Origin of the sequence: Prosthecodimorpha hirschii (assembly GCF_001305515.1) — a bacterium.
GTDB lineage: Bacteria > Pseudomonadota > Alphaproteobacteria > Rhizobiales > Ancalomicrobiaceae > Prosthecodimorpha > Prosthecodimorpha hirschii.
This window is the reverse complement of record NZ_LJYW01000001.1, coordinates 1498097-1519947: the sequence shown is the minus strand read 5'-3', so window position 1 is coordinate 1519947 and position 21851 is coordinate 1498097. Positions and strand designations below refer to the sequence as shown.

Here is a 21851-nt window from a genome sequence, read left to right as displayed (position 1 = left end):
CGTCCGGTCAGTCGATATTGCGAGGGATCACCATGTGCGGGATCGTCGGGCTCTTCCTGAAGGACAAGTCGCTGGAGCCGGAGCTCGGGCGGCTCCTGTCGGACATGCTGATCACCATGACCGATCGCGGGCCGGACTCGGCCGGCATCGCCATCTACGGCGCCGAGGCTCCCGGCTTCGCCAAGATCACGGTCCAGTCGCCCGATCCGGCGCGTGACTTCCCCGGCCTCGACGGACGCCTCGCCGCGGCGACCGGCGTGACGGTCGAGCTCGCCGTCAAGGACACGCACGCGGTCCTGACCGTGCCGGAGGCGAGCCTGGAGGCGGTGCGCGCCGCGCTGGCGACCGTCGCCCCGACCGTTCGGGTGATGGGCGCCGGCGCCAGCGTCGAAATCTTCAAGGAGGTCGGTCTGCCCCGGCAGGTGGTCGAGCGCTTCGGCATTGCCGCCATGGCCGGCAGCCACGGCATCGGCCATACCCGGATGGCGACCGAATCCGCCGTCACCACGCTCGGCGCGCATCCCTTCTCGACCGGTCCGGACCAGTGCCTGGTCCATAACGGCTCGCTTTCCAACCACAACAACCTGCGTCGCGAACTGAAGCGCGGCGGCGTCACCTTCGAGACCGAGAACGATTCCGAGGTCGCCGCCGCCTATCTCACCGCGGCCATGCGCGGCGGCAAGGATCTCGGCAAGGCGCTCGAAGGCGCGCTCGCCGATCTCGACGGCTTCTTCACCTTCGTGGTCGGCACCCGCTCCGGCTTCGGCGTGCTGCGCGACCCGATCGCCTGCAAGCCGGCCGTGATGGCCGAAACCGACCGCTACGTCGCCTTCGGCTCGGAATACCGCGCCCTCGTCAACCTGCCCGGAATCGAGGAGGCCCGCATCTGGGAGCCCGAGCCGGCCACCGTCTATTTCTGGGATCACGCCAAGGCCGCCTGACCGGCACCGGCTCGCGCGCCGAGCCGCCGGTCGATCCGCCGCCGTTCCCCGCCTCAGGACGCCCATCATGCCCGTCTTCGATCTCGCGGTCGCCCCGTTGCGCGACCTCAACGCCGCCCTGCACGCCGTCGGTGCGGGCGCCAACGATACCCATTTCGAAGTGATCAACCCGCGCGGCCATCACGCCGTCGCGGTCGGTGCGGATGCCCCGGTGACGATCGCGGTGCGCGGATCGGTCGGCTACTACTGCGCCGGCATGAATTCGGAAGCCGCGGTGACCATCCACGGCTCGGCCGGTCCGGGGGTCGCCGAGAACATGATGTCCGGCACCGTGGTGGTCGAAGGCGACGCCTCGCAATATGCCGGCGCCACCGGCCGCGGCGGCCTCCTGGTCATCAAGGGCAATGCCGCCTCGCGCTGCGGCATCTCGATGAAGGGCATCGACATCGTCGTCCACGGCAATATCGGCCACATGTCGGCCTTCATGGCGCAGTCGGGCAATCTGGTCGTGCTTGGCGATGCCGGCGAGGCGCTCGGCGACAGCCTCTATGAGGCCCGCCTGTTCGTGCGCGGCAGCGTCAAGAGCCTCGGCGCCGACTGCATCGAGAAGGAGATGCGGCCCGAGCATCTCGCCATCCTGGCCGATCTCCTGGCCCGGGCCGGGGTCGAGGGCGTCGCGCCGAGCGAGTTCAAGCGCTACGGCTCCGCCCGCAAGCTCTACAATTTCAACATCGACAATGTCGACGCGTACTGAGCGAGGCGCGCCATGAGCTACCAGAACCCGCCGACCCCGCCGCGCAAGTCCGCCACCTTCGACGACTATACGCTGGCCGAAATCCGCCGCGCCGCCGCCACCGGCATCTACGACATCCGCGGCGGCGGCACCAAGCGCAAGGTGCCGCATTTCGACGATCTCCTGTTCCTCGGCGCCTCGATCTCGCGCTATCCGCTCGAGGGCTACCGGGAACGCTGCGACACCTCCGTCACCCTCGGCACCCGCTTCGCCCGCAAGCCGATCCAGCTCAAGATCCCGATCACCATCGCGGGCATGAGCTTCGGCTCGCTCTCGGCCAACGCCAAGGAGGCACTCGGGCGCGGCGCCACGCTGTCCGGCACCTCGACCACCACCGGCGACGGCGGCATGACCGAGGAGGAGCGCGGCCATTCGAGCATCCTGGTCTACCAGTACCTGCCCTCGCGCTACGGCATGAACCCGCGCGACCTGCGCCGTGCCGACGCGATCGAGGTCGTGGTCGGTCAGGGCGCCAAGCCGGGCGGCGGCGGCATGCTGCTCGGCCAGAAGATCTCCGACCGCGTCGCCGAGATGCGCACCCTGCCCAAGGGCATCGACCAGCGCTCGGCCTGCCGGCATCCGGACTGGACCGGTCCGGACGACCTGGAGATCAAGATCCTCGAACTGCGCGAGATCACCGACTGGGAGAAGCCGATCTACGTGAAGGTCGGCGGCGCCCGTCCCTATTACGACACCGCGCTTGCCGTGAAGGCCGGTGCCGACGTGGTCGTGCTCGACGGCATGCAGGGCGGCACGGCCGCGACCCAGGACGTGTTCATCGAGCATGTCGGCCAGCCGACGCTCGCCTGCATCCGCCCGGCGGTGCGCGCCCTGCAGGATCTCGGCATGCACCGCAAGGTGCAGCTGATCGTCTCCGGCGGCATCCGCTCCGGCGCGGACGTGGCCAAGGCGCTGGCGCTCGGCGCCGATGCGGTCTCGATCGGCACCGCCGCCCTGGTGGCGATCGGCGACAACGATCCGAAGTGGGAGGACGAGTACCGCAAGCTCGGCACCACCGCGGGCGCCTATGACGACTGGCACGAGGGCAAGGACCCGGCCGGCATCACGACCCAGGACCCGGCGCTGATGGCCCGGCTCGATCCGGTCGCGGCCGGCCGCCGGCTCGCCAACTACCTGAAGGTCATGACGCTGGAGGCGCAGACCATCGCGCGCGCCTGCGGCCACAACCACGTGCACAATCTCGAACCCGAGGATCTGTGTGCCCTGACCATCGAGGCGGCGGCCATGGCCGGCGTGCCGCTGGCCGGGACGGACTGGATCCCCGGAAAGTCCGGCTTCTGAACGATGCCGGCCGCCACACGGCGGCCGTCACGGAAATTGCATCCGGCTCCGCCGTCGGGCGTGGCGCCGACGCATCGAGACGAGGCTGCCGCCCGGGGGTGAGCGGGCCGACAAGAGGGATGTCATGGCACAGGATCTGGCCGCCTTCGCCGCCGAACGCGGCATCAAGTATTTCATGATCTCCTATACGGACCTGTTCGGCGCCCAGCGCGCCAAACTGGTGCCGCGCCAGGCGATCGCCGACATGCAGGCCGAGGGCGCCGGCTTCGCCGGTTTCGCGACCTGGCTCGACCTGACGCCGGCCCATCCGGACCTGTTCGCGATCCCCGATCCGGCCTCGGTCATCCAACTGCCCTGGAAGCCGGATGTCGCCTGGGTGGCGGCCGATCTCTACATGGAGGGAGAGCCGGTCGCGCAGGCGCCGCGGATCGTGCTGAAGCGGCAGGTCGAGGCGGCCCGGGCCGCCGGCTACCGCGTCAAGACCGGCGTCGAGGCCGAGTTCTTCCTGATCACGCCGGACGGATCGGCCATCTCGGACGCCGCCGACATGGCCGAGAAGCCCTGCTACGACCAGCAGGCCCTGCTGCGCCGCTACGACGTGATCGCCGAGATCTGCGACGCCATGCTGGCGCTCGGCTGGAAGCCCTACCAGAACGACCACGAGGACGCGAACGGCCAGTTCGAGATGAACTGGGAATATGACGACGCGCTCGCCACCGCCGACAAGCATTCCTTCTTCAAGTTCATGGTCCGCTCGATCGCCGAGAAGCACGGCCTGCGCGCGACCTTCATGCCCAAGCCCTTCCGGGGGCTGACCGGCAACGGCTGCCACTGCCACATCTCGGTCTGGGACGTGGCCGGCCAGGTCAACGCCTTCGCCGACAAGGCGATGCCGTTCGGGCTGTCGGCCGCCGGCAAGGCCTTCCTGGGCGGCATCATGAAGCATGCCTCCGCGCTTGCGGCGATCACCAACCCGACGGTCAATTCCTACAAGCGCATCAATGCGCCGCGCACCATCTCGGGTGCGACCTGGTCGCCCAACACCGTCACCTGGACCGGCAACAACCGCACCCACATGGTGCGCGTGCCCGGCCCCGGCCGCTTCGAACTGCGGCTGCCCGACGGCGCCGTGAACCCCTATCTCCTGCAGGCGATCATCATCGCGGCGGGCCTCGAAGGCCTCGCCACGTCGGCCGATCCGGGGCCGCACCACGACATCGACATGTATGCCGAAGGCCACAAGGTGACCGGGGCGCCGAAGCTGCCGCTGAATCTGCTCGATGCGCTGCGCGAATTCGAGAAGGACGCATCGCTGCAGGCGGCCCTCGGCACCGAATTCTCGGCCGCCTATCTGAAGCTCAAGCATGGCGAATGGCAGTCCTACTGCAGCCACTTCACCGCCTGGGAGCGTGAGACGACGCTCGACATCTGATCCGAGACCGGGGCCGGACCTGATCCGTCTCCGCCGCCCGCAAGGATGGTCGGATGCGGGTTTGTGCCCGGTCCGATCAAGACCGGCTTCGGTCCGGAATGCAGCCGGCTGATCCGCGTTCAAGATAATGGATATCGTTTGGCCCGCCTTCGGCAGAACCGGAGGCGGGTTGTTGCCGTTGTCGTTTCGCCCCGTCTGGCGAATGATTTTGGAAATACGGTTCTCGATCTGTCGCGCCGCGCGACCGCGCCGACATCGATTGTCCGAGACCTGAGCCGGTCAGCGACGCCGGGGTCGATCGATCGCCGGATGCGATCGGGACGCCGCCCGCCGCAAATCTCGTCCGAGGCTGTGCGGTAGCCTCTTGACGTTCTGAATTTTGGCATACCATAATCCGTATGACGATATGATGGTAGGTCGGCAGAATGGCTCTCGTGATCAGGAAGACCCTTCTTCAGGTTGAGACGACGCTGGTCGAAGGCGGCCGGACGGCGCCCCGGCCGCTGGTGCTCTATGCCGCCCTGGCGGTGGTCAAGAATCCCTGGGCCGGTCAGGGCTTCGTCGAGGATCTGAAGCCCGCGATCCACGAGGCCGCCCCCATCCTCGGCAAGCTGCTGACCGACATGATCCTCGGTGCGGTCGGCTCCGGTGCGGCGGTCGAAGGCTACGGCAAGGCCGCCCTGGTCGGCCTGGACGGCGAGATCGAGCATGCCTCGGCGCTGATCCACACGCTCCGCTTCGGCAATCACTATCGGCAGGCGGTCGGTGCCAAGTCCTATCTGGCCTTCACCAACACGCGCGGTCCCGCCAATGCGCCGCTGATGATCCCGCTGATGGACAAGGCCGACGAAGGGCGCCGGTCCCACTACCTGACCATCCAGACCGCAATCCCGGATGCCCCGGCCGCCGACGAGATCGTCGTGGCGCTCGGCGCTTCGGTCGGCGGCCGCCCGCATCACCGCATCGGCGATCGCTATCAGGATCTGAAGGATCTCGGGAATGACCTCGATAACCCCGCAGCGGTCTAGGACGCCGTCCGGCGCCGCCTATTGGGAGGCCGGGCGGGGCGAACCGCTGGTCCTCATCCACGGCGTCGGGTTGCGGCTCGAGGCCTGGCTACCCCAGATCGCGGCCTTGCGGCAGAGCCATCGCGTCATCGCGCTCGACATGCCGGGACACGGCGAGAGCGCGCCGATCGCGCCGGGCGCGGCGCTGCCGGCCTTCGTCGCCTGGCTCGGTCGGGTCCTGGACGAGATCGGTCTCGATCGGATCAATCTCGCCGGCCACTCGATGGGCGCGCTGATCTCCGGCGGGGCGGCGGCCACCTTCGGCGACCGGATCGCCCGGGTGGCGCTGGTCAACGGCGTCTACCGGCGCGACGCGGATGCGCGTGCGGCCGTGCTGGCGCGGGCCCGGCTGATCGCGGCCGAAGGCGTCGATGTCGACGGCCCGCTGCAGCGCTGGTTCGGCGACGATCCGGCCGCCGCGGAGGCCCGGCGGCAGACGCGGGGATGGCTCGCCGGGGTCGATCCGGCCGCCTATGCCACCGCCTATGGGGCCTTCGCGGCCGGCGATGCGGTCTATGCGGATGCCTGGCCGCGGGTCGTCTGTCCGGCCCTGTTTCTGACGGGGCGTGAGGATCCGAACTCCACGCCCGCCATGGCCGAGGCGATGGCGGCCGCGGCGCCGCGCGGCGCGGCGGTGATCATCCCCGGGCACCGGCACATGGTCACGCTGACCGCGCCGGACATCGTCAATGCCGTGCTGGCCGACTGGCTGAAACGCTGAGGCACCCGATGAGCGGACCCGGTCTCGATCCCCGCCAGTTGCGCAATGCCTTCGGCGCCTTCATGACCGGTGTGACGGTCGTCACGGCCCACGATGCGGACGGGCGTCCGATCGGCTTCACGGCCAATTCCTTCGCCTCGGTGTCGCTCGATCCGCCGCTGCTGCTCGTCTGCATCGCGCGCTCGTCGCGCAACTATGCCGTCTTCACGACCGCGTCCGGCTTCGCCGTCAACGTGCTGGCCGAGACCCAGAAGGAAGTCTCCAACACCTTCGCGCGCCCGGTCGAGGACCGCTTCGCGTCGGTCGACTGGATGACCGGGCCGAACGGCGCGCCGGTCTTCCCCGGCGCCGCCGCATGGTTCGACTGCACGGCCGAGCGGGTGATCGAGGCGGGCGACCATGCCATCCTGATCGGCCGGGTCGAGGCCTTCGAGAATGCCGGGCTGAACGGGCTCGGCTATGCGCGCGGCGGCTATTTCACCGCCGCGATGGAGGCCAAGGCGGCCGGCCCGGTCGGCGACGGACCGGTCGAGGCAGCGGCGGTCGCCGAGCGGGGTGGCGCGGTGCTCCTCGTCGAGGATGCCGCGGGCCGGCTCGGATTGCCGCGCTGCACGGTCGCCGAAGGCAGCGCGCCGCGCCGGATCGCCGATCTGATCCAGGGCGAAATCGGGCTTGCCGCCACGGTCGGCTTCTTGTTCTCGGTCTACCAGGACCGCGCCGCCGGGCGGCAGCACGTCGTCTACCGCGTCGCGCTCGGCGAGGGGATGCCGGCGCGCGGCCGCCTCGTCGGCCTCGACCGCGTGCCCTTCGACCGGCTCGACAGCGCGCAGACGGCCGACATCCTGCGTCGCTACGCGGCCGAGAGCGCACTCGGCAATTTCGGACTTTATGTCGGCAATGAAACCGCCGGGCGGGTCCACCCGCTGCCTCGGGAGGCGTGATGCGATGAAATTCTCGCTCTTCGTCCACATGGAACGGCTCGACGCGTCCGAGAGCCATGGTCAGCTCTACGAGGACTTCTGCCGGCTGTGCGAGATCGCCGACCGCGGCGGCATGACCGCTATCTGGACCGGCGAACACCACGGCATGGAATTCACCATCGCCCCGAACCCGTTCATCAATCTCGCCGACCTGGCGCGGCGGACGAAGAATGTACGGCTCGGCACGTCGACCGTGATCGCGCCTTTCTGGCACCCGATCAAGCTCGCCGGCGAAGCCGCGATGACCGACATCATCACCGGCGGCCGGCTCGATGTCGGCATCGCGCGCGGCGCCTACACGTTCGAATACGAGCGCCTGATGCCCGGTCTCGATGCCTGGCAGGCCGGCCAGCGGATGCGCGAATTGGTCCCAGCGATCAAGGGCATCTGGGCCGGCGACTATGCCCATGACGGCGAATTCTGGCAGTTCCCGTCGACCACCTCGGCGCCGAAGCCGGTCCAGCAGCCGCATCCGCCGCTCTGGATCGCCGCGCGCGACCCGAACAGCCACGAATTCGCGGTCGCCAACGGCTGCAACGTCAAGGTCACGCCGCTCTGGAACGGCGACGACGAGGTTGCCAGCCTGATGGGCAAGTTCAACGCCGCCTGCGCCAAATATCCGGACGTGCCGCGGCCGAAGATCATGCTCCTGGCGCACGGCTATGTCGGCACCGATGCGGACGACATCGCGCAGGCGGCCCGCGAGATGAGCGTCTACTACAACTACTTCTTCGCCTGGTTCAAGAACGAGCGGCCGATCCGGCAGGGGCTGATCGAAGCCCTGTCGGAGGCCGATCTGGCGGCCAACCCGCAGGTCTCGCCCGAGGTCATGCGCCGCAACCTGCCGGTCGGCACCGCCGACGAGGTGATCGAGCGGCTGAAGCGCTACGAGGCGCTCGGCTACGACGAATTCTCGCTGTGGATCGACACCGGCATGAGCTTCGAGCGCAAGCGCGCCTCGCTGGAGCGCTTCATCGCCGATGTCATGCCGGCCTTCGCGGAGTGACCCCCATGCAAGCCTTCGACGCCTATCTGGACGGTCGCTTCGAGCCCGGCGAGGCCCGGTTCGAGAGCCTCGATCCGGCCACCGGCCTCGCCTGGGCGACCATGCCCGAGGCCCGGGCCGGCGATGTCGACCGCGCGGTTGTCGCCGCCGAGCGGGCGCTCCTGGAGGGGCCGTGGGCGACCATGACCGCGTCCCAGCGCGGCCGGCTCCTCTATCGTCTCGCCGATCTGGTCGCCGCCCATGCCGGCGAACTGGCCGAACTGGAGACCCGCGACACCGGCAAGATCATCCGCGAGACCTCCGCGCAGATCGCCTATGTGGCGGAATATTACCGCTACTATGCCGGTCTCGCCGACAAGATCGAAGGCAGCGTGCTGCCGATCGACAAGCCCGACATGGAGGTCTGGCTCCGGCGCGAGCCGATCGGCGTGGTCGCCGCCATCGTGCCATGGAACAGCCAGCTGTTCCTGGCCGCGGTCAAGATCGGCCCGGCGCTCGCCGCCGGCTGCACCCTGGTGGTCAAGGCCTCCGAGGACGGACCGGCGCCGCTCCTGGCCTTCGCCCGGCTGGTCCACGAGGCCGGCTTTCCGGCGGGCGTGGTCAATGTCATCACCGGCTTCGGCCATACCTGTGGGGCGGCGCTCGCCAGCCATCCCAAGGTCGCCCATGTCGCCTTCACGGGCGGGCCGTCGACCGCGCGCCACATCGTGCGCCACTCGGCCGAGAACCTCGCCTCGACCTCGCTGGAACTCGGCGGCAAGTCGCCCTTCATCGTCTTCGCCGATGCCGATCTCGACAGCGCGGCCAACGCCCAGGTGGCCGGCATCTTCGCCGCCACCGGCCAGAGCTGCGTCGCCGGCTCCCGGCTCGTGGTCGAGCGTTCGGTCAAGGACCGCTTCCTCGCCCTCCTGAAAGAGCGTGCGGAAGCCGTCCGGATCGGCGGCCCGCTCGACATGGCGACCGAGGTCGGCCCGCTGTGCACGGCGCGCCAGCGCCAGCATATCGAGGCCCTGGTGGCGCGTTCGGTCGCGGCCGGCGCGCGGCTCGTCGCAGGCGGCGCCACGCCGGCCGGCGCCGGCTACTACTATCCCCCGACCATCCTCGATTGCGACGGCACGGATGCGCCGGCGCTCGCCGAGGAATTCTTCGGGCCGGTCCTGTCGGTGGTCTCGTTCGAGACCGAGGCCGAGGCGCTGAGGATCGCCAACGACACGCTCTACGGCCTCGCCGCCGGCCTGTTCACCCAGAACCTGACCCGGGCGCACCGCATGATGCGTGGCCTCCGGACCGGGATCGTCTGGGTCAACACCTACCGCGCGGTCTCGCCGATCGCCCCGTTCGGCGGCACCAAGCTCTCCGGTCACGGCCGCGAGGGCGGGCTCGCCGCCGCGCTCGACTACACGCGCACCAAGTCGATCTGGCTCAGGACCTCGGACGCGCCGATCCCCGACCCCTTCGTGATGCGGTGAGGCGGCCGCGCGCCGCCCGACGCGTCATCCCGGCAGGACAGCCTGCCCAAAGACAAGAAGATTTGCCGCGGAATTGGTGAGGCAGACCGCCCCGATCGCGCCATGGCGGATGCGAGGCGGCCCGGAAAGCACGCAGCAAAGGATTGAGGGACATGAAAAACGTGATCGCTTGGGCGGCCTTCGCCGCCACCGTCGGGCTGGCCGCGCCCGCATGCGCCGCCGACATGGTATTCGTCAGCTGGGGCGGCACCACCCAGGACGCCCAGAAGGCGGCCTGGGCCGAGAAGGCCGGCCTGTCGGTGCTGCAGGACGGGCCGACCGACTACGGCAAGATCAAGGCCATGGTCGAGGCCGGCAAGGTCACCTGGGACGTGGTCGACGTGGAGGGCGACTATGCCGTCCAGGCCGGCGACGCCGGGCTCCTCGAGAAGCTCGACTTCTCGGTGATCGACAAGTCGAAGCTCGATCCGCGCTTCGTCACCGACTATTCGGTCGGCAGTTTCTATTATTCGTTCGTGATCGGCTGCAATCAGGATGCCGTCAAGGCCTGTCCGAAGACATGGGCGGATCTGTTCGACACCGCCAAGTTCCCCGGCAAGCGTGCCTTCTACAAGTGGTCGGCGCCGGGCGTGATCGAGGCCGCCCTGCTCGCCGACGGCGTCGCCGCCGACAAGCTCTACCCGCTCGATCTCGACCGGGCCTTCAAGAAGCTCGACACGATCAAGAAGGACATCGTCTGGTGGACCGGCGGCGCCCAGTCGCAGCAGCTGCTGGCCTCGGCCGAGGCGCCGTTCGGCTCCTTCTGGAACGGCCGGCTGACCGCGCTGGAGAAGACCGGCGTGAAGGTTTCGACCTCGTGGGACGGCAACATCACGGCGGCGGATTCGCTGGTCGTGCCGAAGGGCTCCAAGAACAAGGCGGCCGCGATGAAGTTCATCGCCTATGCGTCCTCCGCCAAGGCGCAGGCCGAGTTCGCGGCGGCGTCGGGCTATGCACCGACCAATCTCGGCTCGCCGGCCCTGATGGATCCGGCGCTCGCCAAGACCCTGCCGGACCAGCAGACCGCCAAGCAGATCAATGCCGACATGACCTACTGGGCCAAGAACCGCGATGCCATCGGCACGCGCTGGTACGCGTGGCAGGCGAAGTAAGCAGGCAGGCGAAGCGGGCGGGCTGATCCCGCGAGCGGATTGAGCGACGGGACCGACGGGGCAGGGGAGCGACCGGGACATGGCGGGCGTGACACGGCAGGCGGCAGCGATCGGGGGCGGGACGGGCCTGGCGCCCGGCCGGCCCCGGCGGTTGCCGGCGGGCCCCTTCGCCCTCGTCGTCCCGGGGCTCCTGCTGCTCGTCGTCTTCTTCGCCCTGCCGGTGCTGGCGCTCCTGCTGCGCAGCGTCACGGAGCCGGAACCGGGCTTCGCCAACTATGCGGCGCTGATCGGCTCCGGCACCTACCTGAAGATCTTCTTCAACACCTTCCTGGTCTCCGCCGTGGTGACGCTGGTCAGCCTGGCGATCGGCTTCCCGGTCGCCTGGACGCTGGCGATCCTGCCGCAGGGCGTCGCGGCGCCGATCTTCGGCGTGCTGATCCTGTCGATGTGGACCAATCTCCTGACCCGCACCTATGCGTGGATGGTCCTGCTGCAGCGCACCGGCGTCATCAACAAGAGCCTGATCGGGCTCGGGCTGATCGATGCGCCGCTGCCGATGGTCAACAACCTGACCGGCGTCACCATCGGCATGACCTACATCATGCTGCCCTTCGTGGTGCTGCCGCTTTACGGCGTCATCCGCCGGATCGACCCGGCCATCCTGCAGGCGGCGGCCCTGTGCGGCGCCTCGCGCTTCCAGGCGTTGCGCCTCGTGCTCCTGCCGCTGGTCGCCCCCGGCATGGCGGCCGGCGCCCTGATGGTCTTCGTCATGTCGCTCGGCTACTTCGTCACGCCGGCGCTGCTCGGCGGCACCGCCAACATGATGCTCGCCGAACTGATCGCACAATTCGTCCAGTCGCTGGTCAACTGGGGCATGGGCGGTGCGGCCGCGCTGGTGCTGCTCGTGGTCACGCTCGCCCTCTATGCGCTGCAGCTGCGCCTGTTCGGCACGGCCGGTCTGGGAGGGCGCTGAGATGCTCCTGCAATTCGACCGGCTCGGCTGGTGGCGTTGGGTGCTGGTCGGCATCACCGGGCTGACCGTCGTCTATCTCCTGATGCCGATCCTGTTCATCGCCGCGCTGTCCTTCGGCGCCTCGCAATGGCTGATCTTCCCGCCGCCGGCCTGGACGACGCGCTGGTACGGGGAACTCTTCGCCGATCCGCGCTGGCTCGAATCCGCCTGGGTCAGCTTCGTGATCGCCTGCGTGGTCGCGGTCCTGTCGGTGGTGATCGGTCTTGCCGCCGCCTACGGGCTGGTGCGCGGGACCTTTCGGGGCCGGGAGGCGCTGAAGGCCTTCTTCCTGACGCCGATGATCCTGCCGGTGGTCATCCTGGCCGTCGCCCTCTACGCGCTGTTCCTGCGCGTCGGCCTCAACGGCACCACGACCGGCTTCGTCATCGCCCATCTGGTCGTGGCGTTGCCCTTCGCGGTCCTGACCATCACGTCGGCCCTCGAAGGCTTCGACAAAGCGATCGAGGACGCGGCGATCCTGTGCGGCGCCTCGCCGCTCGAGGCGGTCGTCCGGGTGACGCTGCCGGGCATCGCGCATGGGCTGTTCTCGGCGGCGGTGTTTTCGTTCCTCGCTTCCTGGGACGAGGTCGTTCTGGCCATCTTCATGGCGAGCCCGACGCTGCAGACCCTGCCGGTCAAGATCTGGGCGACGCTCCGTCAGGACCTGACCCCGGTCATCGCCGCCGCCTCCACGCTGCTGATCGGGCTGACCATCCTGCTCATGCTTCTCGTCGCCGTCATCCGCAGGGGGACCCGGTCTTGATCCCAACCATGATCCGCAAGGAAATCCGGCCGTGACCGAGCCCTATCTGGAGATCGACGGCATCCGCCGCGAATTCGGCCCGGTCGTCGCCGTCGAGGCGGTCCGGCTGACGATCCAGCGCGGCGAGTTCATGACCTTCCTGGGGCCGTCCGGTTCGGGCAAGAGCACCACGCTCTACATCCTCGCCGGGCTCGACGTGCCGACCGCCGGCGACATCCGCCTCGAAGGCCGCTCGCTGCTGTCGACCCCGCCGCAGCATCGTCAGATCGGCATGGTGTTCCAGCGCTACACGCTGTTCCCGCACCTGACCGTGGCCGAGAACGTCGCCTTTCCGCTGGTCGTGCGCCGCCGGCCGCGCGCCGAGATCGACGCCAAGGTCAAGGCCATGCTCCGCCTCGTGCGGCTCGAAGGTTTCGAGGACCGCAAGCCGGCGCAGATGTCGGGCGGGCAGCAGCAGCGCGTCGCGCTCGCCCGGGCGCTGGTCTACGACCCGCCGGTGCTGCTGATGGACGAGCCGCTGTCGGCGCTCGACAAGAAGCTGCGCGAGGAGATCCAGTTCGAGATCCGCCGCATCCACCAGGAAACCGGCGTCACCATCCTCTACGTGACGCACGACCAGGAGGAAGCCTTGCGCCTGTCCGACCGCATCGCGGTCTTCTCCAAGGGCGTGATCGACCAGGTCGGCACCGGCGAGGAGCTCTACGCCCATCCGACGACCCGCTTCGTCGCCGGCTTCATCGGCGACAGCGACTTCCTGACCGCGACCGTGACGGCCGCCGAGAAGGGGCGCGCCGACCTGAAGCTCGGCGACGACGTGATCGTGCGCGGCGTGCCGATCCATGGCGACCCCGGACGGCCGGGCGCCAAAGCCAGCCTGATGCTGCGGCCGGAACGCATCGATGTGGCGACGGCCCCGTCATCCGCCGTGGACGGAGACCGCGCCGCGTTGCCGGCCACCGTCGAGGACATCACCTTCCTGGGCGCCTCGATCCATCTGGCCGCCCGCACGGCCTGGGGCGAGGCGGTTGCCGTCCGTCTGCCCTACGGCCATCCCGCCGCTGCCGGCCTCGCCCGCGGCCAGTCGATCGGCCTCGGCTTCGAGCCGGCCGCGGCGCACTGCTTCCTCTGAGCCGCCTCTGAACGAAGATCGGCGTCGCGGCGGATCGCCCGGTGCGGTCGCAAGCGGATCGGTACCGCGGCGCTCCCCTCAATGGGGCGGTTTCAGGCGGCGGGACCCTCGCCGTCATAGGCCTGCCGGTAGAGGTCGGCGAATTCCTCTGCGGTCGGGATGCGCGGGTTGTTGCCCGGGGTGCCGGAGGCGAGGCCCTGGCGGACCATCTCGGGGATGAGGGCGAGATAGCGTTCGCGCGAGATGCCGTATTCGGCCAGCGTCGGCACCTTCAGGCGCCGGTTGAGCGCCGCGAAGGCGTCCGGCAGCAGGGCCGCGGCGGTCGCGTCGTCGGCGGTCGGATCGGCGAAGCCGAGGGCGCGCGCGGCGGCGGCATAGCGGTCGGACGCAGCCTCGAGCGAGAAGCGGGTCACCAGCGGCAGCACCATGGCGTTGGAGAGGCCGTGCGGTACGTGGAAGAAGGCGCCGATCGGCCGGCTCATGCCGTGGATCAGAGCCGTCGAGGTGTTCGAGACGGCGAGGCCGGCATGGGTGGCGCCGAGCATCATGGCCTCGCGCGCGTCGCGGTCGTCGCCCTGCTCGGCCGCCCGCACCAGATGGCCGCCGATCAGCCTCAGGGCCGACAGCGCCAGGGCATCGGCATGCGGGCTGCGGTTGCGGTTGATCAGGGCTTCCAGCGCATGGGTCAGCGCGTCGATGCCGGTATCGGCCGTGACCCGGAACGGGCAGGTGAGCGTCAGTTCGTAGTCGACGATGGCGGCGGCCGGCAGGGCGGCGGTGCCAAGGATCAGCATCTTCTCTTCGGCCGCCGTGTCGGTGACGACGGCCGCACGTGTCACCTCCGCGCCGGTCCCGGCCGTGGTCGGAAGGGCGACGACTGGCATGACCGGTTCGTCGACGATGCGCGGCACCTTGAGGGCGCGCGGCATCTCGCCGGTCGTGGCCACGATCGCGGCCGCCTTCGCTGTGTCGATCGCGCTGCCGCCGCCAAGCGCGACGACGACATCGTGGCCGCCCTCCGCGATCCGGGCCGCGACTGCTAGGACCGAGACGTCGGTCGGATCCTCGACCACGTCGGCGAAGACAGCCCCGACCATGCCGGCTTCCGCCAGGATGCGCAGGATCTCGTCGGCCATGCCGAGCCGCGCCATGACCGGATCGGCGACGACCAGGGGCCGGCCGACGCCGAGGCTCTTCAGGACGTCCGGCAGGCGCGCGCGGCTGCCGCCGCCGACCAGGATTTCGCGCGGCGTGAGGATGCGGTTGATCATGGCTGTGGGTCCGGATGGGCCGCGGCCGGGCGCGCAGGGGCCCCGCGCGGCCGGGTCAATGCGGCAGGATCTTCGACAGGAAGGCGCGCGCGCGGTCGGTCTGCGGCGCCGCGAAGAAGGTCTCGGACGGCGCGACCTCGACGATCTCGCCGGCATCCATGAACACGATCCGGTCCGCCACCTTGCGGGCGAAGCCCATCTCGTGCGTCACCACCACCATGGTCATGCCCTCCTGGGCGAGCGAGACCATGACGTCGAGCACCTCGTTGATCATCTCCGGGTCGAGCGCGGAGGTCGGCTCGTCGAACAGCATGGCGACCGGGTCCATGGCGAGCGCCCGCGCGATGGCGACGCGCTGCTGCTGGCCGCCGGACAGCTGGCCCGGATACTTGCCGGCCTGGCCGGCGATGCCGACCCGTTCGAGCAGGAGGTTGGCCTTGGCGATCGCGGCCTCGCGGCTGCGGCCGAGCACCTTCTCCTGGCCGATGCACAGGTTTTCCAGGATGGTCATGTGCGAAAAGAGCTCGAAGCTCTGGAACACCATGCCGACGCGGGCGCGCAGGGCCGGCAGGTCGGCCTTCGGGGTGGTCACTTCCGCACCGGCGACCAGGATGCGGCCGTCGGTGACCGCCTCCAGCGCATTCATGCATTTGATCAGCGTCGACTTGCCGGAGCCGGACGGCCCGCAGACGACCACGACCTCGCCCTTGCCGACCGTCAGGCAGCAATTCTTGAGGACCTGGAAGCTCGGGCTGTACCACTTGTTGACGGACTGGAGTTCGAACATCGGCATCGCGTCGCTCATCCTGCCGCCTCCCTCAGAGCCCGGTCATGGCGGACTGGCCATAGGCCTTGCCGAGGCGCGCCTCGATGCGCCTTTGCACGAATTCCCAGGCGGTGGTCATGATCAGATAGTAGATCGCCGCCACGACGAAGAGTTCGAGCACCAGGAACTTCTCCTGGATCAGAACCTGGGTGCGCCGGAGCAGTTCCTCCATCGAGATGATCGAGGCGATCGACGTGGTCTTGAGGACGCTGTTCACCGAATTGCCGAGCGGCGGGATGATCAGCCGGAGCGCCTGCGGCATGATCACGTAGCGCATGATCTGGGCTTCGCGCATGCCGATGGCGCGGGCGGCGTTGACCTGTCCGCGCGGCACCGAGGTGATGCCGGCGCGGACGATCTCGGACAGATAGGCGGCCTCGCAGAGCGCGAGGCCGAGCAGGGTCGACTGGATCACCGACAGCTTGATGCCGACCTGCGGCAGGCCGGTATAGATGATGATCAGCTGCACCAGCAGCGGCGTGCCGCGGAACAGCCAGATATAGAGGGACGCGATCGTCGACAGGATCCGGAAGCGCGACATGCGCAGGACCGCGATGAAGAAGCCGAGGATCAGCCCGGCCGTCATCGAGAAGGCCGTCAGGCCGAGCGTGACCAGCGCGCCTTCGAACAGGTACGTGTTCGTCAGGTATTCGAAGAATCCCTGCCAGTTCCAGCCCTTCACGCGCGGCTCCCGTCGTGTTGAGAAGTCGATGCCGCTGCCCGGCCGGGCAGCGGAGGGATCAGCCCTGCGGCAGGACGCTGAGATCGCCCGGCGCCGGCGTGACGCCGTAGCGCTTCATCAGCGCGTCGAACCAGCCGTCGGCCTTCATCTCCTTGAGGGCGCCGGAGACCGCTTCGGCGATCTCCTTCTTCTCCATCGAGAGCGAGCCGGGCGTCGCATACATGCCGGCCAGCGCATGGGCGAACTCGCCGCGATCCTGATACTGCTTGGCGACCGGGTCGATCGAGACGGCGGCGTCGACCTGGCCGGCGCGCAGCGCCTGGTAGACGGTCGCGTAGCCGTCGAACAGCTTGATGTTCATCTCGGCGAGACCGCGCGCCTTGAACTCCTTGTTGAGCTCCTTGATCTTCGCTTCCGCATAGCCGCCGATGTCGGAGGAGACCGTGAGGCCGGCCAGATCGTCGACCTTGGTGATCGGCTTCGCCGGCTTCATCGCCGTCGAGATGCTGATCGCCAGGCTCTCATAGGGGATCATCAGCAGGATCTTGCGGCGTTCGGCGGTGACGAACAGGCCGGCATTGATCAGGTCCCAGCGACCGCCTTTCAGGCCCGGCACCATCGTGGCGTATTCGGTGCGGATATATTCCGACTTCAGGCACAGGCGCTTGGCGATCTCGGCGCCGAGCTCGATGCGCAGGCCCTTCAGGGTGCCGTCCTGATCCGCATAGGCCATCGGCGGCAGCGTCGGGCTGGTCGCCATGGTCAGCGTGCCGGGCGTGACCAGGAGCGCGTCCGCGATCTTCGGCTTGCAATCCTGCGCCTCGGCCGCTCCGGCGGCCATCGCCATGGCGCCCGCGGCGAACAGCACCGCGAGGCTGCGGGCCATCGCCTTCGGGACCTGTCGTTCTGCCTTCGTGCCGTCCAGACGCATCATGCTCTCCGCTCGGTAATCCCTAATATGGCATACCGTAACATGGGACCCCGAAGCGTCAAGGATGCTTCTCCCGGCAACATGCGGGAAAAACCCGATCAATCGCCCATTCGGCGGGCATCCGGAACGACGGGAGGCATGGCGGTCGGCGGCCGGACGGGCGCCCCGCGCGGAATTTCCTAAGATTTTCCAGTGGCGGCGCCCGCAGGCCGTCGGCATCGGGGCGGGATGGCCCGGCGCGCGGCGCTGCCATGGCATGGCTGCATGACGGCTGGGGCGGCCGTGCATGGCCGGTTCAGGCCCGGGCATGCGCCAGGTCAGGGTCCTGTCCGGACGGGAACCGACCGAAGCCCCGTGCCGGGGAGGCTCAGCGGCGATAGCCGGGAATGCGGGCGAGCAGCGCGCGCAGCGGCTCGTCGGTCCAGGCGCGGGTCATGAAGTCGTTGTGGACGATGCCGTCCGGGCCGGCCAGGAAGGCGAGCGTGCCGGGCTTGAAACTCGCCGGCAGGGACGCGGCCGGCTTCAGACCGCGCCGGGCGAGGCTCGCGGCGAGGTCCCTGTTGCCCTCGGCCGACGATTTGGCGTGGGTCGAGACGAAGAAGACCGCGGGGCCGCGCCGGGCGACGAAGCCCTCGAACTTGTCGAGGTCGCCATAGAGCGCGTCGAACAGCAGCACGCCGCGGATGCGCTCCTCGGCGCCGCCATGATGCAGCACGAAGGCGGCCGGATGGTAGCCGCCCGAATAGGCGGCCACGACCACCGGACGGCCGGCGAGCCCCGCGGCGCATCGCGGGCTGCACAGGTCGATCGCCGCGCGTTCGGCCTCCTTCAGGAAAGCGGCGAAGAAGCCCGGCCGCCAGAAATTGCCGGCGCTCGAATCCGGGGCGTCACGGGCGAATTGCGGCACCACCAGGACGGCGTTGAGGCCGGAGCGCTCGACCTGGTCGATGATCCGCTGGCGCTCGACCACGTCGCGCTCCAGGAGCGAGCGGTTGCCGTGGAAATAGACGACCATCACCGAGGGCTTCCGCGGATCGAAGCCCTTGGGCATTGCGATCAGCACCCGGCGGTCCGCATAGGTCTCGCGCTCCCAGCGGATCGTCCCGGCCGGCGCGGTATGGCCGAGCCGGTCGCCGTCGGCCACGTCCATGAACGGCTTGTCCTTGCCGGGGATGTCGCCGCGATAGGGAAAGGGAGAGGTCTCGAACGGCCGGATGACCAGCCGGGTGGCGGGGAGGGGCAGCTTGCCGAAGTTGGGTGACGTGGCGGGTAGTGCGGGCGGCTTGCGATGCGGTAGCGGCGCCCCCTGGGCATCGGCCGACGAGACCGGCACGGCGGCGAGGAGCGCCGCAAGGCCGATCCGCAGGACTCTGGCCCGCAAGGCTCCGGCGGCACCGGCATCGACCGCACCGCGCCCGGGATCGCGCCGTCCGACCGTGGCTCCCCGCTCCGCCGCCGGCCGTGGCGTGACCGATCCGCGCTCGGGACCCTCGATGACGATATCCGGACTGGCGGGCGGACGGGTCTGGTTCAGCATGTGTGGGCCTCGAAGCGGTCGGGCCGTCCGGCGGGGCGGCCGCAGCGGAGGAACGGAACCGGCCTCCGGGTCACAACGCCCGGGCCGGCCGATCCGATCCGGACGAGGCCAACGGTAGCAGCACCGCGAAGAAGGCGGGTATCGCGAGGAGATACGCCCCGCCGGCGACTTCGAGCACGGTCGAGAGCCCGAAGGCCGTCGCGATCACCGGCACGGCCGCGGCGCCGAGCACCGAGAAGCAGCCGTTGATGCCCCAGGCCCACAGGAACATGTGATCCTTGCCGAGCCGGCCGAGCGAGGTCATCGCCACCGGCATCGGCATGCCCATCAGGAAGGCCGGCGGCATGATCAGCCCGAAACAGGCGATCAGACGCAGCCCGTAGGGCCAGGCGCCGATGGCGTCGAGCACCTTGTCGAGATGCAGACCGTAGAGGATCAGGATCGCGCCGATCGCCAGGAACACGACCGGCATGATCGCCTTGGCGCGGCCGAGCACATGCTCGGAGACGTAGCTGCCCAGGCCTGAGAAGACCAGCATGCCGGTGATCAGGATCGAGGCCGAGACGGTGGCGTTGGACAGCGCCAATACGAAATGGGCGATCAGCCCGACCTCGACCATGATGTAGCCGGCGCCCAGGCAGGCGAAATAGAGGATGGTCAGGCTCTTGCCCGGATAGCGCGAGAAGATGGTGCGCCAGCCGAACACGAGCGGGATCAGCACCAGCGTCGAGGCGGCGATCGCCGCCATGCCGAGCGTCGCCCAGAGCAGCAGGTAGCCCCATTCGTCCTGGACCAGTTCCAGCCGGTCGAGCACGCCGGGCAGATCGGCGAACTTCACATAAGCCGCGAAATAGGGCGTGTCGTTGGTCAGCGGCCGGGTGTCGAAGACATAGTCGGCGGCGAGCGCCGAGAAGCCGCCGTGGATCAGCCGATGCCAGGCGAGCCGGCCCATGCTGGTCGCCGGCAGCACGTCGGGGGCGGCATCGCCGTCGAGCGGCTCGGCCTCCGGCGCCGGCGCGGACCCGTCCGCCGACGGGGCGGGCGCCTTCGGGTCCTTCGCCTTGGCCTCCTCGCCGAACAGCTGCGCGCGATACTGCGTCAGGAGGTTCGGCACCGAGGCGGGATCGAACACGAAGCCGGGCGAATAGACCTCGTCGAACGACATCGCCTTGGTGTGGGCGCGGAGCTTCGCGACCTCGGCCTCGGTGAAGCCGCCGCGCTTGTAGAGCACGGTCGCGGTCGACAGATAGGTCGAGACGGCGAAGAAGCGGTCCTCGAAGGCGCCGCCGTCGATCTCGCCTGCCGCCGCCACCATGGTGGCATAGAGCTTCAGGACCGACTTCGGCGGCTCCTCCTTGTTCCACAGCGTCACCGACAGGATGCCGTCCTTGTCGAGCGCGCGCATGTAGTTGGCCATGGCCTCGCGCGTGTAGGCGTATTTCTCGGTGATGGCGAAGCCGCCCGGGCTCGACAGGCCGGCGGAGTCGGCGAGGCTCAGGTCGATGATGTCGTAGCGCTCGCGGGTGGAGGCGAGATGGATGCGGCCGTCATGGTCGATCACCCGGAGATTGGGCTTGGCCAGGATGTCGCCGGTGAAGTCCTTCAATTCCTGCACGGTCCGGAAGGCCTCCAGCACCGTCGGATTGCCCTCCGCCACCGTCACCCGCTTCGAGCCGGACTTCAGCGCCACCGAGGTCGAGATGCCGCCGCCGAATTGGACCACGAAGGTCTCCGGCTTGTCCTTCAGGAGATAGGGATAGAACATCGGCAGGTAGCGGTAGTAGGCGGTCTCCTGGGCGGGCAGGTCGCGGATGATGCCGTTCGGACCCTCGCCGTCGATATAGAGGCCGAGATAGGCGTTGGCCGGCATCTTCGGCAGGTTGAAGGCGGCGTTGTCGGACAGGCCGGGCGCGAAATGCAGGTAGGAGGAGGCGTAGACCTGCAGGTCGCCGAAGGGCGATACGATCCGGGTCACCTGCCGGTTGTCGGGAAACTTGCGCGCATAGGCGACGCCCTTGTAGTCGGAAACGGCGAGCTTCGGCACGCCGGTCGTCGCCGGCAGCCCGATGTGGACGGCTGCGGCGGCGAGGCCGGCGACGACCGCGACCAGCATCGGGGCGGTCTGGCGCACGGCGCGGAACCACAGCACGGCGCCGATGAACCAGAGCGCCAGCGGCACCAGGATCAGGTCTTCCGGCGTCACGACATAGAGGGCGCCGAGGAACAGGAGGCCGCACAGGCCCGAGCCGGTCAGGTCGGCGAAATAGACCCGGTTGAAGAAGGTCGAGGCGCGCAGGAAGACGGTGCCGAGGAAGACCGCGCCGCACAGAAAGGGCAGCAGGTAGAGCCCCAGATTGCCGGCGAGCTTCCATTTCTGCGCCGGGTCGGAGACCAGGAAGATGGCGTTGAAGGGGATCTGCTGGGCGCCGAGATTGGCGGCGACCATGACCGGGCCTAACAGGATCACCGACCCGGCCGCGACGCCCTTCCAGTGACGCTCGAACCAGTCCTTGGCGACGCACATCACCGCGCTGGTCAGGCCGAAGCCGAGCATGGCGAGGCTGACCACCAGCGAGCCGAAATGCGCCCAGCTGCCGACCGAGAAGACGCGCATGATGCCGATCTGCAGCGCGATGACCGCGCCGGCGATCAGGCCGACCGCGAGATAGAGATCGAGCCGCGCCCGGGTGTCGGCGTGGAAGGCATCGTTCGGCGAAGGCATGCGGTGTCCCGGCTTTCATGAAAAGGCCGGGCGGAACCCGCAGGGTCCGTCCGGCGCAAGAGGCGGAAAAAGATGTGGTCCGAGGCGCCGGCCGCCGCCGCGCCCCGCGGGGCGGC

General features: G+C 69.1%; 19 protein-coding genes. 13 read left to right on the top strand and 6 right to left on the bottom strand.

Translation table 11 applies throughout. The annotated features are described in order from the left end of the window. The first annotated feature begins 32 nt into the window (after positions 1–32). The 13 genes from ABB55_RS06520 (at position 33) to ABB55_RS06460 (ending at position 13766) form a co-directional block, all read left to right on the top strand. Positions 33–941: a class II glutamine amidotransferase gene (locus tag ABB55_RS06520; protein WP_054358086.1), complete on the top strand. Its 909-nt coding sequence runs from the start codon at positions 33–35 to the stop codon at positions 939–941. A gap of 67 nt (positions 942–1008) precedes the next feature. Continuing rightward, positions 1009–1695 carry a GltB/FmdC/FwdC-like GXGXG domain-containing protein gene (locus tag ABB55_RS06515; protein WP_054358085.1) on the top strand — a complete coding sequence of 229 codons (687 nt, stop codon included), beginning with the start codon at positions 1009–1011 and terminating at the stop codon, positions 1693–1695. Positions 1696–1707: 12 nt separating this feature from the next. After that, entirely contained in the window at positions 1708–3036 is a 1329-nt protein-coding gene (locus ABB55_RS06510) for an FMN-binding glutamate synthase family protein (protein WP_054358084.1), read from the top strand. Positions 3037–3160: 124 nt separating this feature from the next. Beyond that, positions 3161–4468 carry a type III glutamate--ammonia ligase gene (glnT, locus tag ABB55_RS06505; RefSeq protein ID WP_054358083.1) on the top strand — a complete coding sequence of 436 codons (1308 nt, stop codon included), beginning with the start codon at positions 3161–3163 and terminating at the stop codon, positions 4466–4468. A 425-nt stretch (positions 4469–4893) separates the two neighbouring features. Continuing rightward, entirely contained in the window at positions 4894–5496 is a 603-nt protein-coding gene (locus ABB55_RS06500) for an amino acid synthesis family protein (protein ID WP_054358082.1), read from the top strand. Next, entirely contained in the window at positions 5468–6256 is a 789-nt protein-coding gene (locus ABB55_RS06495) for an alpha/beta fold hydrolase (protein ID WP_054358081.1), read from the top strand. Before ABB55_RS06500 ends, ABB55_RS06495 begins: the two co-directional genes overlap by 29 nt. 8 nt (positions 6257–6264) lie before the next feature. Further along, the gene (locus ABB55_RS06490; protein ID WP_054358080.1) at positions 6265–7197 is read left to right on the top strand and encodes a flavin reductase; all 933 of its coding nucleotides are present in this window, start codon (positions 6265–6267) and stop codon (positions 7195–7197) included. Positions 7198–7201: 4 nt separating this feature from the next. Then, positions 7202–8242: an LLM class flavin-dependent oxidoreductase gene (locus ABB55_RS06485; RefSeq protein ID WP_054358079.1), complete on the top strand. Its 1041-nt coding sequence runs from the start codon at positions 7202–7204 to the stop codon at positions 8240–8242. A gap of 5 nt (positions 8243–8247) precedes the next feature. Further along, positions 8248–9711 (top strand): aldehyde dehydrogenase, encoded by a 1464-nt coding sequence (locus tag ABB55_RS06480; RefSeq protein ID WP_054358078.1) that lies wholly within the window; start codon positions 8248–8250, stop codon positions 9709–9711. 152 nt (positions 9712–9863) lie between these two features. Continuing rightward, a complete protein-coding gene (locus ABB55_RS06475; RefSeq protein ID WP_054358077.1) occupies positions 9864–10862 on the top strand; it encodes an ABC transporter substrate-binding protein in 999 nt (332 codons plus the stop codon). 79 nt (positions 10863–10941) lie between these two features. Beyond that, complete coding sequence (locus ABB55_RS06470; RefSeq protein ID WP_083463408.1) at positions 10942–11835, top strand: ABC transporter permease; 894 nt, start codon at positions 10942–10944, stop codon at positions 11833–11835. A 1-nt stretch (position 11836) separates the two neighbouring features. After that, on the top strand, positions 11837–12637 hold the full coding sequence (locus ABB55_RS06465; protein WP_054358076.1) for an ABC transporter permease: 801 nt from the start codon (positions 11837–11839) through the stop codon (positions 12635–12637). Between the two features lie 31 nt (positions 12638–12668). After that, on the top strand, positions 12669–13766 hold the full coding sequence (locus tag ABB55_RS06460; protein ID WP_054358075.1) for an ABC transporter ATP-binding protein: 1098 nt from the start codon (positions 12669–12671) through the stop codon (positions 13764–13766). 92 nt (positions 13767–13858) lie between these two features. Here the strand turns inward: ABB55_RS06460 and ABB55_RS06455 are convergent, their stop codons facing one another. From ABB55_RS06455 to ABB55_RS06430, 6 genes are all read right to left on the bottom strand, one after another. Then, complete coding sequence (locus ABB55_RS06455) at positions 13859–15037, bottom strand: iron-containing alcohol dehydrogenase (protein WP_054358074.1); 1179 nt, start codon at positions 15035–15037, stop codon at positions 13859–13861. A 55-nt stretch (positions 15038–15092) separates the two neighbouring features. Next, the gene (locus ABB55_RS06450; protein WP_054361879.1) at positions 15093–15824 is read right to left on the bottom strand and encodes an amino acid ABC transporter ATP-binding protein; all 732 of its coding nucleotides are present in this window, start codon (positions 15822–15824) and stop codon (positions 15093–15095) included. A gap of 31 nt (positions 15825–15855) precedes the next feature. Then, positions 15856–16545: an amino acid ABC transporter permease gene (locus tag ABB55_RS06445; protein WP_054358073.1), complete on the bottom strand. Its 690-nt coding sequence runs from the start codon at positions 16543–16545 to the stop codon at positions 15856–15858. A 58-nt stretch (positions 16546–16603) separates the two neighbouring features. Then, a complete protein-coding gene (locus ABB55_RS06440) occupies positions 16604–17431 on the bottom strand; it encodes a transporter substrate-binding domain-containing protein (protein WP_054361878.1) in 828 nt (275 codons plus the stop codon). A gap of 412 nt (positions 17432–17843) precedes the next feature. After that, a complete protein-coding gene (locus tag ABB55_RS06435; RefSeq protein WP_054358072.1) occupies positions 17844–19013 on the bottom strand; it encodes a hypothetical protein in 1170 nt (389 codons plus the stop codon). A gap of 70 nt (positions 19014–19083) precedes the next feature. Then, complete coding sequence (locus tag ABB55_RS06430) at positions 19084–21735, bottom strand: polyamine aminopropyltransferase (RefSeq protein WP_054358071.1); 2652 nt, start codon at positions 21733–21735, stop codon at positions 19084–19086. Between the last annotated feature and the right edge of the window lie 116 nt (positions 21736–21851).